A 14,531-nucleotide genomic window follows, 5' to 3' on the forward strand; every position below is an offset into this window, starting at 1 on the left:
GGTGTTGTTGCGCTCATTTAGGGGTCAGCGCCATTGATGATCCTGCACCAGCGCGTATCGAAGTCTATTCAACGGAGAACCACGGGCCTGTGTCTTCAGAAAGCGAGTCCTGCCGTGCTTGAGCTTATTGACCTGCAACATGCCTACGGCGAGCAAACGGTTTTGCGCATGCCACCAACACATCTGGAGCCCGGGGAGCAGGTGGCGGTGGTGGGGCCTTCCGGTTGTGGGAAGACCACCTTGTTGCACGTTGTGGCCGGGCTTTTACAGCCCACCCATGGGCAGGTGATCATGCAAGGGCAGGATGTGTACGCCCTCTCGGCGAGTCAGCGTGATCGCTTTCGGGGGCGCCAGGTGGGCATCGTGTTTCAGAAGTTGCACTTATTGCCCGCATTGACCCTGCGTCAAAACCTGCTGCTGGCGCAGCGGCTGGCAGGTGCTGCGCAGGACCACCCTGCCGTTGATGCGCTTATAGCCGATTTGGGTCTGGCTGATCTGCACTACAAGAAGCCCGCCCAGCTCAGCCTGGGGCAGGCCCAGCGCGCCGCTGTTGCCAGAGCGCTGGTCCATAAGCCCGCACTGCTGCTGGCCGATGAGCCCACCTCGAGCTTGGATGCCGCCAATGCCGACCGCGTGCTCACCCTGCTGAAGGTACATGCGCAGCTGGCGGGTGCCACATTACTGGTTGTGACCCATGACCAGCGCTTACAAGGCCAATTGGATCGGGACATTGTGTTGGGTGGTGATGCATGAGTTGGCTGCAATTCGTGGCTCTCAATCTGCGCCACAACGCCCTGGGCACGGCCGTCAACCTGATACTGCTAGTTTTAGGCACGGCCAGCATTGCTTTGCTTTTGTTGGCCACTCATCACTTCCAGCAACAGGTGTCGCGTGATGCCCAAGGCATTGACTTAGTTATTGGAGCCAAGGGCAGCCCGTTGCAACTGGTGCTGTCCAGCGTTTATCACGCGGATATGCCCACCGGGAATATTCCCCTGGAGTCTGCACGGCGGTGGCGCCAAGATCCGAGGGTGCAGGCCGTGATCCCGCTGTCGCTGGGGGACAGTCATCGCGGGTATCGCATCGTAGGAACCACGCATGAATATCCAAGTTTATATGCAGCGAAGCCTCAGGCTGGGCGGCTGTGGGAGCAGCCCATGGAGATTGTGGCCGGTACCACAGCCGCCCAGCAGGCCAATATTGCTGTGGGCGATCGCTTTGCGGGCGCGCATGGCTTGGCGGAGGGCGGGCATAGGCACCAAGACCGCCTTTACCATGTGGTGGGAATTTTGCAGCCCACGGGTACGGTTCTGGACCGGCTGCTATTGACCTCGCTGCAGAGCGTTTGGGCGGTGCACGGCGATGCGCACGATGAGGATCAGCATCACATGGAGCCCTCAGGCGAAAGCGACGACGGCCACCATGATGAGGACAAGCACCATGCGCATCGTCGCCCGGAGAACGACCATGACCATGCCGAGGATGAGGCGCTCGAAGACCACTCCCATATTCATCAAGAGAAAGAGGCAGACCGCGACTTCCACGGCCACCATGATGAGCATGACCACGACCATGACAACGAGGGTGGGGATGGGGAGAATGACGAGGGCGCGCTCCATCATGAGGGGGAGCACCCTCACAACGATGCCGACCGCGAGGTCACCGCGCTGCTCATTCAGTACGCCACGCCGATGGCGGCACTCAGCCTGCCGCGGGAGGTGAATGCCCAGCCATTGCTGCAGGCCGCCGTGCCTGCCAAGGAGCTCACGCGTCTGCTGCAATTCATCGGTGTGGGGCGTGATCTGGTTTTGGTCTTTGCTGGCCTGCTGATTCTGGGGGCGGCGTTGAGCATATTAGCCGCGCTCTACAATGCCCTGCGTACGCGGCGTTTCGACCTTGCCATGTTGCGCTGCCTGGGTGCGACGCGGCTGCAGCTCTTGCAGTGCATCCTGCTCGAGGGAGTCGTGCAAACAGCCGTGGGTTTGGCTGTGGGCGTGGCGCTCGGTCATGGGATATTGGCCGCCATGAACATCTGGCTACCTGTGGCACAGGCCGGCGCTTTGAGCCCTTGGGTATGGTTGCCCCAAGAGACTGCGCTGTTGGGGGTGGTGTTGCTACTCGGTCTCCTGGCCTCGGCATTGCCGGCTTGGCAGGCCTATCGCACCGATGTGGCCCACACTCTGGGTGGGCAATAATGGTCTGGCGCCACGCATTACTCTGGCTTTTTTGGGGTCTGCCGCTGAGTACTCTGGCCGAGGCGCCTGCGCCGGCTCAGCCAGATAAAGTTCAAGACGCAGAAGTGTTCTTGCAGATCTTTACCGAGTCGGGTTATCAGAATGCGCAGGGTGTGCAGGTCATTGATTTGCTGGAGGGGGACTACGCTTACATCACCTTGCAAGCCGAGACCATCGACGGCAAGGCGGTGGTGGGTGCCACTCCCGAGCTCTCCCTCAAGGGCAGCAGTCGCATCCAGTCTTTGACCCCGCCTGGGGGCAAAGACCGCACCGATGACGCTGGCAGCTACGAGTTTGCCGTGGTGGGCGGAAGTATGGGGCTGGATACGCTGACGATCGCCGTGGGCAAGAGCACGGTGCAGGTGCAGATCAACGTCATCAGTCTGGAGTCAGCGGGTTTCGCGCCGCCAGCCTCCGTTGAGGGCAGTTTTCCCTGGGATGAACTGCTTCAGGCAAGCATCGAATATGGCGTGGATGGTGCCGTGCGTGCGAGCTTCCCCAGCAAGCTCAAAAAGGCCAACGGACAAACCATCAAACTTGCCGGGTTCATGATGCCTTTAGAGCCGGAGGCCAAGCAGCGACACTTCCTGCTCACCTCCAGTCCGCCCAGTTGCTTCTTTCATATTCCGGGCGGTCCAGCCGGGGCCGTGGAGGTGCTTGCCCCCCGCGGTGTGAAAGCCAGTTGGGATCTGCTGTTGTTGGAAGGACGTCTGGAGCTGCTGGAACACAGCGAAGACGGTGTGATTTATCGCTTGCACGAGGCCAAGGCACTAAAGCTTTAGTGACCAATGCGCAGGCTTTGAATTGGGGCTAGGGTCGGGCCAAGATCGCCCTCGCGAAGCGCTGTTCGCGCACACAGCCTGCACACTTGAGGGTCGCCCTTGGCGCGCGGAGGCCGTTCTGGCGCCAACCCTGCGCAGGCGCGTGATTCCACCTTGCATGAATTTGAATCCTGGCTATTCATCGCGGGTTCATCTTGGACACAGGACGCGTTCATTGAGTGGAGGGCATCTTCAGCGCTACACCAAACCGGGCGCGTTAAGGGCCCTCATAAAAGGGAAAGGAACTCATGTGCAGACCATCGAAGACGACCCTAAAGACGATCGCGTTCCTCATGTGTTTTGGCCTCTTGCCGCAGCTCTCGCTGGCTCAGATCGATCAGGGCCAAACTGGCCTGTGGAGCATGTACTTTTGGAATGCTAGCTTTGATGACAGCGTCTTTGGCGCACAGGGCGACGTTCAATATCGGCAATGGGAGGTCGGCGAGGACCTGGAGCAACTTCTGCTTCGCGGTGGCCTGACCTGGCGTCCTAAGAGCATGCAGAACACCTTGTTAACCCTAGGCTATGCCAACATTACCTCCGGTACCTTCGGCCCCAGTGATGCGCAGTCCACAGAGAACCGCATCTATCAAGAGGCCTTGCTCGGTCAAAAACCCGCGAGCTGGTTACACCTGCGTCACCGCTTCCGCTTTGAGCAGCGCTGGGTCGAAGACCAGGACTTCCGCACTCGATTCCGATATGCAATCTTTGCCGACGTTCCCTTAAACGGGATTGATCCAGGCCCGGGCTCGATCTATCTGTCTTTGTATAACGAAGTTTTCGTGAACGGTGAGCGTGATATTGGCGGCGGTAATGAGGTGCAGCTGTTTGACCGAAACCGCAGCTATGCCGCCTTAGGTTACGGCCTCAATAATGGACTGCGCGTACAGGCAGGATATATGCACCAGGAATCCGCGAACTTTGGCAAAGGACAGCTGCAGCTAAGCCTGCACCAGAACTTCTAGCGCCGCGCGGCTCGCATCCTCGTTAATGCCTTCCGCTTGAGCGTTCGTCACGCCTTAGAGAGGCAGTGGGTTGCTGGAGGCTCCCTAGCGGGAAAATTGAGGCTTAGAGCACAGTCCGCAAATGTAACGTGCTTGGAATAAAGCCCTCGGCCGTGACTCGGAGACACATTTCAAGACGGAGGATTGTTTGCTAACTCCACGATTTACGTAGCGGTGCGCAAGGGGCTGCGGATAGACGCGGGCACCTTCGGTCCTGTTGCTCTAGCGAGGGGTGGAAGCCAGGGACAGCTCGCTCGAAGAAAAAGCTATATGTGCTTGAGCTGTAGTAAAAGCCTCTTCCAAATACCTCGGTCTACACAAAAGCTTAGATCGTTAACGGTGGCGGGTCTGGCGGCTAGTAGGGCGCGGTACATTGACTATGAACAAAAAAGAGTCGACGCAAAGCGCCGACTCTCCGTTTGCAATGATGGGCTTCGTCAGAAGCCGCCACGCCCACTGTCATCGAAGACGGCGGCGTAGTCGAATTCCTCATCGGGAACCGCCAGCGCCTCTTCTACTGAGGTAGGCACCACGGGCCCGGGCGGTGGTGGAGTGGGGTTTACTCCACTGACGCCATCATTCTCTGAGCATGCACTGGTCAATGCCAAGGCTGCCAAAGCCAGGGTGCATGCCGTTGCTCTATGCAAGGACATCGTCGACCCCCTAGCGGAAGCGCTCGAAGTTGAAGTTGGGGCTGAAGTCATCGCCGTTATCGAAAGCGCTGGACTCACGAACGAACAGAGCATCTGGGTTACCAGTGCCGTTATTCATTCCGAATCGGAAGCTGCCAGTCACAACCGTGTCGTTGATGATGCCGGAGCTATTGCCCAAGTAACTGATGCCATCACCGGGAGCTGGCGAAAAGTCGGCACTTGGAAAATCACCGGTACCTGGGTTGACGCGATGCCCGGTTGAGGTGATTCGGCTGCCGACAATGGCAACCCGCGCCGTATCAGACACCACAATGCCGTTATTGATGTTGTGTTCGGCGCGCACATTATCGATCATCACACGCGATTCTCCGGTTACACGGACGCCATCAGTCCAGTTGCGTGTGGTGAGGTTACGCAGCACAACCTGCCGGTTGGCCGGTGCATCCACAACGATGCCAGGGGCACTTTGCAGGCTCCCTGATTCCGGAGCCGGCTCGCCTTGAACGAAAGCCTCAATGTTAGCGCTGACGCCTGGGGCCGCTTCCAGCGTCACATTGCCAGTGATTCTGACAACTTCGGGAAAGGTGCCCGAACTCACAACGGTAATGATGCCGTTTTGAGAAATGTCAGCCAAACCTCCGGCGATGGTTCCGAAAACGTTATCGCCGTCGGCATCTTCGGCTGCACCGATCAGACCGTCGCCATCGTAGTCTCCACAAGCAGCACCGGTAAGGCCGTTGATGGGCGCGTCTGCCGTAGGCGTGCCTAGGCAATTGCCTTCAACAAGTACCGGGTGATTGGCAAGTGCATGCCCCCCATGAAGCGCTAGCGCCGCAATAGCGACACAGCCTAGTGTCTTGTTCATCTTATTTGTCACTCCTCAATCGTTTGAAATTATGGGTTTCCCCATTACTACAAACGCAGGCGTGTGATTTTTAGATGCAGCGAGGCTGAAATAGACGGCTTTGCGTTACAGGGTTGTTTTGTTGATACTCCAGCAGCCTGGTTATCTGAGAGCCTTTGCATGGAACACACATGTCGCGTTTTCGCTTCCCACCGCCCTCCTATGCTGCGTTTGGGTGCGCTTGCTTTTTTCGTGATGGCTGCGGGATTGGTTGCTGGCTGCGGAGACAGCAAAAGTTCTACTGATGCTTGGGCTGAGGTTGAGGGCGTGAGCTACAAGCTCGTCGCCCAGCCGATGATTGAGCCTTTGGCCATCAACACCATCCACGACTGGCGTCTGGTATTGCAATCACCGAAGGCGCAGCCTGTGAGTGGGGCGCAATTCAAGGTTAGTGGCGGCATGCCGGCTCATAACCACGGTCTGCCGACCGCTCCTCGCGTCACCGCTGAACTGCAGCCTGGAGTGTATAGGCTGGAGGGAATGAAGTTTCAGATGGGCGGCCAGTGGGAGGTGCAATTCGACGTTCAAGGTGACTTGGGCAAAGAGACCTTAACCATTGCTTTTGAGCTCTAGACGAGTCCGTTTTCTGCGCTTCGTATGGTGGGTGCTGGTGAGTATGCTGGCAGCCTGCGACCGGGCAGAGCCACACCTGCCGTGGACTCAAGATGAACTTGCGATCATCGAAACACTTTGGCTGGGTCGCTTGCCCGAGATGCCAGCAGCGAAGGGGAACACGGTCGCCGACAACCCTCGCGCCGTCGATCTTGGGCACCGGCTTTTTTTTGACAAGCGTCTTAGTGCGAACCAAGGCATAGCCTGCGCCAACTGCCATCAGCCACAGCTGCAATTTACGGATGGCTTGCCGCGCGCTCAGGGGCTTGGAGTAACGCCCCGTAAGAGTATGAGCTTGGTGAGCAGTGCCTTTAGCCCATGGCAGTTTTGGGATGGTCGGCGAGACAGCTTATGGGCCCAGGCGCTCCAGCCCCTAGAGGACCCTCGGGAACATGGAATCACGCGAGTGGAGGCTGTGCGGGTTCTTTCTCGAGATCCGCACTACCGAGCTTTTTATGAGCGCATCTTTGGGGCTTTGCCCGACCATGACTTAGTCGAGAGCCTTCCTCCTGCTTCCCCTCTTGGTCAAAGTGAAGAACGGGATGCCTGGAACAAAATGAGCTCGGCAAATCAGTCACAGATATCGGCGGCCTTCGCGAACATTGGCCGCGCTTTGGAGGCTTATCAACGTCAGCTGCGGTATGGCCCTAGCCCCTTCGACGAGTTCGTCCAAGCGGCCACTCAAGGACAATGGGCAAACGCGAATCAAGCGCTTGGAGAGCAGGAGCAACGCGGCTTGCGATTATTTATCGGTAAGGCGAACTGCATTCATTGTCACAACGGCCCGTTATTGAGCAACAACGAATTCCACAACACGGGCTTAGAGGGGCCAGGTGTTCTTCCCACGGACCGTGGTCGAGTGGATGCTGTGCGTAAACTGCTCGCCGATGAATTTAACTGTCTCGGCCCTTACAGCGGAGTCGAGCGCCAAGACTGCGATGAACTACGCTTTGTCAAAACAAGTGGTATTGAGCTCGTTGGCGCCTTCAGAACCGTGAGCCTACGCAATATCGCGGAGCGGCCACCGTATATGCATACCGGGCAATTCTCCACTTTGGAAGAAGTCGTCGAGCACTACGACCGGGCGCAACCCACAATCATCAGTGATGAACTCAAGCCGCTGAATCTGACTGAGCAAGAAAAAGCCGACCTTGTCAGTTTTCTCGGCTCATTGAGCGGGCCACTGGCCACCCCGAAGCGACTGTTGTCACCACCGAACTACTAGGATTGGGTGTCGCAGACTACCCAGTCCTCGCGCTTATGTTCATCGTAAGCGGAGCGGCGGCGTTTAGCTTGTGCGCTTGCTTGAGTGGCGCGCCCGGCAGGCTTCGGAGGGCATAAAGGGACGCAACTGCATTTCACCCCAAGAGCACCCGTACACCGTTAATACACGTGATTCCTTCATTCTCTGCGAGCTTGCCGGCGGACGCAGCGTCACTTAGCGTCAATTTTTCTTACACAAGGTCGCTCGTGGTGTTTTGTGCGATTCGCACAAAACGACTGCTGCTCTACTGATGAAAACGTGAGAAATGCGGTCTCAATTCTGTCCCCGGCGAACGAGAAAGAACCCGCAGGCTTGGTTTCGATGGCGACTTCTATCGTGGACTAGAATCCTACCGAGTCGGTGTCTTCAAAGCGAGATTTTCGATGCAGAAGCGGGTTACGAATCGAGCACGTGCGAAGCGCTTCTCATACTGCTTCGCAGCGTCAACCAAGCTCGCCAGCATAGACAGAACCCGCGTTCTAGGCGACCCAACTAAGACCATCGTGCGCGCGTGCAGTGTGCTTGCTACAAGGGTCGGTAGCACTCCACTTTCCCGGACGCACTCGCCCGCGCCACGTACAAAGAAACCGTTCCGACGATTACAGCCACCACGGGCTGTTTATCAGCTCGAATCGCAGCGAGCCGTTGCCATTCTGTGTAGTCGATGTTTGAGGGACAGGGATCGCGCTCGGCATGTGTATGCCACTCGCCGAGGTACCTAATTTGCCCCCGGCTTCGCCGCCAGTGGGCTCCCGCAATCTGCGCGTGGCCGTGTGGTGCTCGCCGGAAGAATGCGCGGCAACGGCGGTCAGATGTTGTTGGAGTTGTGGCGTGAGTGATTGCAAGATGTGAGCCGTGAACTGTCCCTAGCAGGATGCCACCGGCTTCCAGATCCAGCGCCCGCAACTGTCGGTGCGTCTCGAAAACCCGACGAGCGAAAGTAGACAGATGAAGCAGTCGCCTGCCATCCATCGACACCCAAGATTCGCTCATGTGCAGGCTGGGCAATGCGGATGGACCCCCAAATCTGCATCCTCAGTAGCGCTGGAATAACTAGGCTCTACGATTCGAGTTCTTAGCCGCGGCGAAGTCCGCCCATTGACCCAGTCAAGTGCCATGTCTGCGCCCAGCCCCGCAGCCTGCAGAGACACCGAGGCAGGAAATGGGACGTACAGATCTTCACAGCCTTGGCCCGCCCACGATATCGGCAGATCTTCCGAGACCGCAGGGTACTGACCCGTACGGTTGTACTCCCACAAGCAGCGACTACATGCAGCCGATTCCGTGTCACGCATGATCCCCCGCACGGCGGTGCCTGGACCTTCGATCCAGATCGAGAGAATCGGCGTGCCCCGCGGTTGAGCGTTCGTCAGCCAATGACCTACTGTGTCTTCCCCAGTCGCATCAACGATCAGATCAGTCGAACTGATCTGTGCTTCACGCACGTCCACCGGAACTGCCCGGACATGCGCATCTGGCATCAGGCGCTGAAGTGAATCGGACAGCGCCTCGGCCTTGGGGTGGAGCAGGCTAGAGAATCCAAGCTGGTGTCGCCCAAGATTCTGAGGCAGCAAGATCTCACAATCGACCAGCGTCAGTTCACCACGACCGCTGCCCGCACCAGCCTTGACGAGTAACTCTGCAAGGTAACCGCCGATCGTTCCGCAGCCCACGAGACAGATGCGCAGATCCCGAAGAGTTCTCTTGCCTGGGATGTTTCGCTCAGCAACATAGCGCTCGTCGAGCCGAAAAACGGTCAACGGAATCACCTTGGATTGCAGCAGAGCGCGCTGAGACTTGGCTACTCGTCTAGCAGGACTACCCTCTGTAGTTCGCGAAAAAAGTACGGCAAACGCATATGTGAGAGATGGGGACTCGACGAGCACGACGCTGCCCGGCTTTTTCGAAAGCATCCCCTCATTCAAGCGCTGCGAGATCTTTCTCCGACAAGCGCCGTCGAGGTGTGATTGCCACGAAAGGAGTTGGCCGACGGTGCGGGGCGGCCAAGCTTCTCGCATAGGCCTTGGTGCTGCGGATGTCTTGACCCGATAGACCGGAACCACCTGCTCCTGTACCCGCATCCCGCAGGGCTCGAGTTTCGCATTGGTCCTCGGCACATCGTCTGTCGCGCACCAATACGTTCGGTCGTTCAGTTTCATGGTGATCGCCTCTACCTTGCCCGTCTCCTCGGACTTTAGGTCTGCAAAGCAGATCGACTCTCCCCAATACGCATGAAACTCTTCCTCAAGGTCATCGACCATCTCACCAGACAGCACTGATTCCAGCACTTGCTCCGCCCGAAGAATGCAAGCCAGTGTTTGACCGACGGGGTCAAACTGATCTAGCGAGACCTGCCGACCATTGAGGTAGCAAAGCCATCCTCCCGAAGAAACGTGAGGAAGAACCGCGGGTAACCCACTAGGCAGATCTGTCAGTCGAATGCGTGGCGGAGCAAAAAAAACCGGATCAAGCTCAATGATGCACTGGTGTGACGCAGCAGCCCCCGGAAGCCGAAGCACGCCTTGGGCTTTCGCCCATCCCGTGTCTGATCGACCGATGTAGCGAAATCCGCGCTCTGCCAGCGCATCCAAGACCTTGGTGACAGCAGAGTCTCCGCTCACCCTGCTTTGGAGTGACCAACCAGCTCGCTTGGTCCCGCCTGCGCCGGCGTCGCAGCGATTGTCGCGGCAACCGATACAACCCGCACGCGACTGGGGTCATTGGGAAACCTGGGACCGAGCTCACGGATAATCCAGTTGCAACCCTGGGTTGGGCTGCTCGACTGGATTGCCCCGCGCAGCAGCGATTCAAAATTCGTAAGCGCCTGCGCAGCCTCCTCTACTCCCTCGGGACCAAGCCGATCTGTCAGCGACTCTTTTTCGTCGGTGGGGTTGGAGACGCCGGATCGAAGCACTCTGGGGAGCTGCTCAATCACATCCAGCAGTGCGAGGTCGTCTCTCCGATCACGCTTCTCAAACGCCGATGCTGCTGCGACCATCAACAAGACAGACGACGGACCTCCCGCGACCCAGTGCCAATCACGAAAGGCTTTCAAGTAGCGCACTACTCTCCTAAGCTGCTCGCCTTTGGCGTCAACTTCAGCGAGGAACCAGTCTTTGATCGGCCTTGGATCAGACTCCTTCCAGTTCTCCCTCCGGTGTGCCAGCAAGACCTTGTCGACTGGCAGCGCTGTCCAAGCGTCACGCTCTGCAAAGGCAACAGCTTCCTCAAGCGTGTCGTAGCCGTAGCGGTTGAAGGACAGCGACTTGAGAGTCTGAAACTCCGAATCCGGTATCGCGTAGAGGGGAACGTCAATGTGCGCACGCTCTGAAATCTCGATGCGAATACATGTTGACTTGCTTGAATCCAGCACCCAACCGTTCTCTTCGATCAGTGGCGCGAGCGCCGCCTCTGCTGCCGCGAAGAACACTGCTGAAGCGGTGCTTGGACGATTGGTTTGCGCGACGAAGCTGAGCGGCAGATAACACCCGTCGTCAAGGTCGCATTGCTGAGGTTGTCTAGCTGGCCCATTCAATGTCCGGTATGCCCACGACCCTTGAGTGAAAAACCTTGGCGCAGGGATGGATCCCTCATAGCCTTGCTCGCGAAGCACAGTGGCAAGCCGTGTACGAAGACATGCGCGCACCTGCGTCTTCGCGTCCGACAAGGTTTGTTTTTCGTCACGCGTCAGATCGAGACCCGCAAGCAGTGACCGCTCAGTTTTGTTTGTAGTGTGAAAAAGCGGGCTGAAATCAAGCATCTCAGTTACCCCCTGTACTTTTGTTTGGACCGTGGAAAAATTCTGGAACGTCGGCGCGGTGGTTCCGGAAGGGTTTGAAGGCTGGGTCGCCCAAAGCGCGCTGCGCGGCGTGTAGCCCCCGTGTTCTCAGCGTCTGTGTTGCCGCGGCACTAGCTCGGTCCAGTGCTTTGATATCTTTGCTTTGGTCAGGTGTGGCCTCGTCATCGATACGGTAATAGTGAGAGCCAAGTAGCTGCCTCAACATGGAATCGACCGCTCCTTCCTGAGCGGAAATGACGAGATCAAACAAACTGCCGCGCCACCGCCCAAACCCGCGGTCTAAGTTTGCGTTGCCTCGGATGGTTGCCCCGATTGTCATAGTCCCAATCGAGAGCACACGAACGGTGGTGGTTGTATTCGGCGCGATGAAATGATTGACCTCATGCAAGCCGAACAAGCCTGGCGCGTTGGCTACGAGGCCGCCATCTGCAAACACGCCTCTCACGTTCTTCGAGAGCGGAAAGTAGACAGGTGCCGCAGTCGTTGCCATCGCAGCTTCCACGACAGGCATTCGGTAGTCGATCTCAAAGCTCTTGTGATGTGGCGTCTTGAATATCTGCCCACTGCCTTTCGAATAGTTCACCGCAGGCACAAGCACCCGATGCTGAAGGTCGCCGATTTTTGTGTTGCCGAACTGCTTCCGCAGCGCGGCTTTCAGCCCCGTGGAATCGTGCTTGGCGCAGAGCCAGAAACCGCAAATCCGCCGATACAGGCTGCGCGAGCCGAAAATTGCCGCTCCCTCATCCTCGAAAAGGCGCTGTAGTTCGACCGCAGGGATCTCCGCCGCCAACCCCATCGCCAACATCCCACCTACGGACGTGCCGCAGATTAGGTCGAAGTGCGAGGCGATCGGGCGACCCATCGCGGCTTCCAGTTCGGCCAGAACCGTCGCGGTGTACAGCCCGCGATAGCCGCCACCGGAAAGCGCGAGTACATGAAGTGTTGAGTCGGCACCCATCGCGCTAGCCCCTAGGCGGGAAGGGGTCCGGGCCGTGACTATCAGCACCGCTGATGCGCCCGTTCTTGTTGTGTATCCGCAGCTCTGTTTTCTGATTGCGGCTTACAGCCCGACCGCTGTCAATGGCCTCTTGCTTGGTGCCGTGATGGCTACTAGCGCGAGCTGCGCCTCCCCTTTTCACGTCCCAGCCTCCCGATGGATTGGGAACCACATGATGGCTATTGCTTCGTTTCGGCATGGCAATACTCCAAGCTAAAGATGGAAGAAAAGTACGTCTATACCGAACAAGCTACGCGCTTGCAGTTCGGAAGTCAAACAAGCAACATACGTCGTTTCCGAACCACCACTTGGACGAGCGATGCGGGTAAATGCTCTTGGACGCAAGATCAAGGAATTGCGCAAGGCGAGCGAGCTGACGTTGGATCAACTGGCTGAGCGATCAGAGTGCAGCAAGAGCTATATCTGGGAACTTGAAAACCGAAACCCGCCCAGACCGTCTGCCGACAAGCTCTCGAAGATTGCCAGGCAACTTGGTACGACGCTGGACTACCTACTGGATGATGACGGCCAAATCAACCAGGAAGACGCAGCGGATACGCAGTTTTTCCGGGAGTATCAGCAAATGCCGGCGGAGACCAAAGAGAAGTTCCGCAAGATGGTCGAACTGTGGGGCAAGGAATAGCTAGTGGAGCAAAAGCGCCCCAAGCGATGGGCGAATGATCTCACCTTGCTGCTAAATGCCCGCGACGGTTCGGAGCGGTTTCCCGTTGATGTCCGGCAACTAGCGTTGGATTACAGTGGCCAGGTATTTCCGGAAGATCCAATCAGCTTGATCAAGGGTGCTGAGCTTCCGGGGTTTGAGGGTGCGTTGCAGCGAGCTCCTGACAGCGAGCTTGGTTGGGGAATTTTCTACAACAATGAGATCAGTCAATCGCCAGGGAGGATCAACTTCACGCTCGCCCATGAGTTTGGGCACTACTTAGTGCATCGGCTAAGTCTTCCGGACGGGATTCAATGTGATGCCGAAGATATGGTGCGTTGGGGCAGCGCGTATCAGGTCATGGAGCATGAGGCGAACGATTTCGCGGCGACACTTCTCATGCCTCTCGACGACTTCCGGCGGCAAATTGACGACACAACGCGTCCGACGCTGGGCGATCTCAGCAGATGTGCTTCCAGGTACAACGTGTCCTTGATCGCGGCGACGCTTCGGTGGCTTCAATACACCAGGAAGCGAGCCCTGCTTGTGAAATCCTCCGATGGCTTCGTTCAGTGGGCGCGATCAAGTACCCGAGCATTCAAGACCGGTGCCTACATCAAGACAGTCGGCCGCCCGCCAATCGCGGTGCCAATCACCTCCCCTGCTGCCGATCCCGACTGCCCCGATGGAACTGGTCATGTGGCGTCGCATCCGGAGAATTCCTGGCTTCCAGAGCCATGTGTTGAAGAATCGTTCGCATCGCAGCGTTATGACTTCCGCCTAAGCCTTTTGCAGCTAGAAGATGACCTGCGTTACGTCGAGGGCTTCCGGGAAGGCTGAAGCAGCCAGTTGAGAACGGCATTCCCCGGGGGGGTGAGGTCTCCGCAAACCAACGGTCACTCAATAGTGACGCACTGATCGGTAACGCTTTCCTATCGAAAGTTATCCCATGTCGAACCAATCGCGCTGTCACTAAACCGCCAAATCAGCCGAGGTGCCGAAAACAGGGTGTAGATTGAAGGTGTGATTTATTCCACCGCAGGGCTATCCCAATGGAAGAAGGCATCCCAAAGCTGAGAATCGCCCAGGAACAGCGGCGAGTTCTGGGCCTGAAGCTAATCCGCCCCCAGGCAACGCAACTCCGCATCACCGATGCCGCTCGCTTCGTCGTCAAGGCTGGCACGTATTCCGGCGGCTTCGAGATTGAGGAGGTTGAAACGGTCTTTGCGCTGCGCCCACCGATTGTCGTCCCCTCGAAACACGACGGTTTCGAGTATGACGTGATCGCCAACTTTGAAGGCTTGGTGTGGTTCCGCACCCTGTCACCGCTAGTACAAAGTCGCGTGTCACGCATAAACTGCCTCCGGATTGAGGGCAGCACGATGCCACGAGAGAACTGGCCTGCAATCGGCACGTGGTTCCTCGAATACTTGTTCGGAAAAATGTCGACTCGCACGGAGCGGGCTGCTCGCAAAGCCGTACGACACTCCCGATTCCGAAAGTTAGAGCCGCTTGCAAAACTCGAAGTAGCACTGGAGCCTTTGACCCGAGATACGCGAGATGACTAGCGCAACACCCCTGC

General features: G+C 57.6%; 16 protein-coding genes. 9 read left to right on the plus strand and 7 right to left on the minus strand.

Annotated elements, in window-relative coordinates:
* The first annotated feature begins 114 nt into the window (after positions 1 to 114).
* The 4 genes from KI787_06055 to KI787_06070 all read left to right on the plus strand — a co-directional run bounded on the left by KI787_06055 (position 115) and on the right by KI787_06070 (position 4,020).
* Positions 115 to 753, plus strand: coding sequence for an ATP-binding cassette domain-containing protein (locus KI787_06055; protein ID MBV6629506.1), 639 nt, complete (start codon positions 115 to 117; stop codon positions 751 to 753).
* A complete protein-coding gene (locus tag KI787_06060) occupies positions 750 to 2,195 on the plus strand; it encodes an ABC transporter permease (protein ID MBV6629507.1) in 1,446 nt (481 codons plus the stop codon). The genes KI787_06055 and KI787_06060 overlap by 4 nt, the downstream gene beginning before the upstream one ends.
* Positions 2,195 to 3,016, plus strand: a complete 822-nt coding sequence (locus tag KI787_06065; protein MBV6629508.1) for a DUF3299 domain-containing protein — start codon at positions 2,195 to 2,197, stop codon at positions 3,014 to 3,016. The genes KI787_06060 and KI787_06065 overlap by 1 nt, the downstream gene beginning before the upstream one ends.
* 332 nt (positions 3,017 to 3,348) lie before the next feature.
* The gene (locus tag KI787_06070; GenBank protein ID MBV6629509.1) at positions 3,349 to 4,020 is read left to right on the plus strand and encodes a DUF2490 domain-containing protein; all 672 of its coding nucleotides are present in this window, start codon (positions 3,349 to 3,351) and stop codon (positions 4,018 to 4,020) included.
* Positions 4,021 to 4,496: 476 nt separating this feature from the next.
* On the opposite strand, the gene KI787_06075 is transcribed toward KI787_06070, so the two are convergent.
* Both KI787_06075 and KI787_06080 read right to left on the minus strand, forming a co-directional pair.
* Complete coding sequence (locus tag KI787_06075) at positions 4,497 to 4,712, minus strand: hypothetical protein (protein MBV6629510.1); 216 nt, start codon at positions 4,710 to 4,712, stop codon at positions 4,497 to 4,499.
* A gap of 10 nt (positions 4,713 to 4,722) precedes the next feature.
* The gene (locus tag KI787_06080) at positions 4,723 to 5,577 is read right to left on the minus strand and encodes a hypothetical protein (protein MBV6629511.1); all 855 of its coding nucleotides are present in this window, start codon (positions 5,575 to 5,577) and stop codon (positions 4,723 to 4,725) included.
* Positions 5,578 to 5,811: 234 nt separating this feature from the next.
* Between KI787_06080 and KI787_06085 the strand changes: the two genes are divergently transcribed.
* Positions 5,812 to 6,189, plus strand: a complete 378-nt coding sequence (locus KI787_06085) for a FixH family protein (GenBank protein ID MBV6629512.1) — start codon at positions 5,812 to 5,814, stop codon at positions 6,187 to 6,189.
* Positions 6,190 to 6,226: 37 nt separating this feature from the next.
* On the plus strand, positions 6,227 to 7,453 hold the full coding sequence (locus KI787_06090) for a hypothetical protein (protein ID MBV6629513.1): 1,227 nt from the start codon (positions 6,227 to 6,229) through the stop codon (positions 7,451 to 7,453).
* Between the two features lie 564 nt (positions 7,454 to 8,017).
* Here the strand turns inward: KI787_06090 and KI787_06095 are convergent.
* From KI787_06095 to KI787_06115, 5 genes are read right to left on the minus strand one after another with little or no spacing between them, the layout of a single operon-like run.
* The gene (locus KI787_06095; protein ID MBV6629514.1) at positions 8,018 to 8,485 is read right to left on the minus strand and encodes a Mov34/MPN/PAD-1 family protein; all 468 of its coding nucleotides are present in this window, start codon (positions 8,483 to 8,485) and stop codon (positions 8,018 to 8,020) included.
* Positions 8,482 to 10,113: a ThiF family adenylyltransferase gene (locus tag KI787_06100; protein MBV6629515.1), complete on the minus strand. Its 1,632-nt coding sequence runs from the start codon at positions 10,111 to 10,113 to the stop codon at positions 8,482 to 8,484. The genes KI787_06095 and KI787_06100 overlap by 4 nt, the downstream gene beginning before the upstream one ends.
* Positions 10,110 to 11,252, minus strand: a complete 1,143-nt coding sequence (locus KI787_06105; protein ID MBV6629516.1) for a hypothetical protein — start codon at positions 11,250 to 11,252, stop codon at positions 10,110 to 10,112. Before KI787_06105 ends, KI787_06100 begins: the two co-directional genes overlap by 4 nt.
* Position 11,253: 1 nt before the next feature.
* Positions 11,254 to 12,249 (minus strand): patatin-like phospholipase family protein, encoded by a 996-nt coding sequence (locus tag KI787_06110; GenBank protein MBV6629517.1) that lies wholly within the window; start codon positions 12,247 to 12,249, stop codon positions 11,254 to 11,256.
* A gap of 4 nt (positions 12,250 to 12,253) precedes the next feature.
* Complete coding sequence (locus tag KI787_06115) at positions 12,254 to 12,487, minus strand: DUF2188 domain-containing protein (GenBank protein MBV6629518.1); 234 nt, start codon at positions 12,485 to 12,487, stop codon at positions 12,254 to 12,256.
* 120 nt (positions 12,488 to 12,607) lie between these two features.
* Here KI787_06115 and KI787_06120 point away from each other — a divergent pair, with 120 nt between their 5' ends.
* The 3 genes from KI787_06120 to KI787_06130 all read left to right on the plus strand — a co-directional run bounded on the left by KI787_06120 (position 12,608) and on the right by KI787_06130 (position 14,517).
* Positions 12,608 to 12,931: a helix-turn-helix transcriptional regulator gene (locus KI787_06120; protein MBV6629519.1), complete on the plus strand. Its 324-nt coding sequence runs from the start codon at positions 12,608 to 12,610 to the stop codon at positions 12,929 to 12,931.
* Positions 12,932 to 12,934: 3 nt separating this feature from the next.
* Positions 12,935 to 13,789 carry an ImmA/IrrE family metallo-endopeptidase gene (locus KI787_06125; protein MBV6629520.1) on the plus strand — a complete coding sequence of 285 codons (855 nt, stop codon included), beginning with the start codon at positions 12,935 to 12,937 and terminating at the stop codon, positions 13,787 to 13,789.
* 212 nt (positions 13,790 to 14,001) lie between these two features.
* A complete protein-coding gene (locus KI787_06130) occupies positions 14,002 to 14,517 on the plus strand; it encodes a hypothetical protein (protein MBV6629521.1) in 516 nt (171 codons plus the stop codon).
* Positions 14,518 to 14,531 lie beyond the last annotated feature (14 nt).

This window comes from Oceanococcus sp. HetDA_MAG_MS8 (genome assembly GCA_019192445.1).
GTDB lineage: Bacteria > Pseudomonadota > Gammaproteobacteria > Nevskiales > Oceanococcaceae > MS8.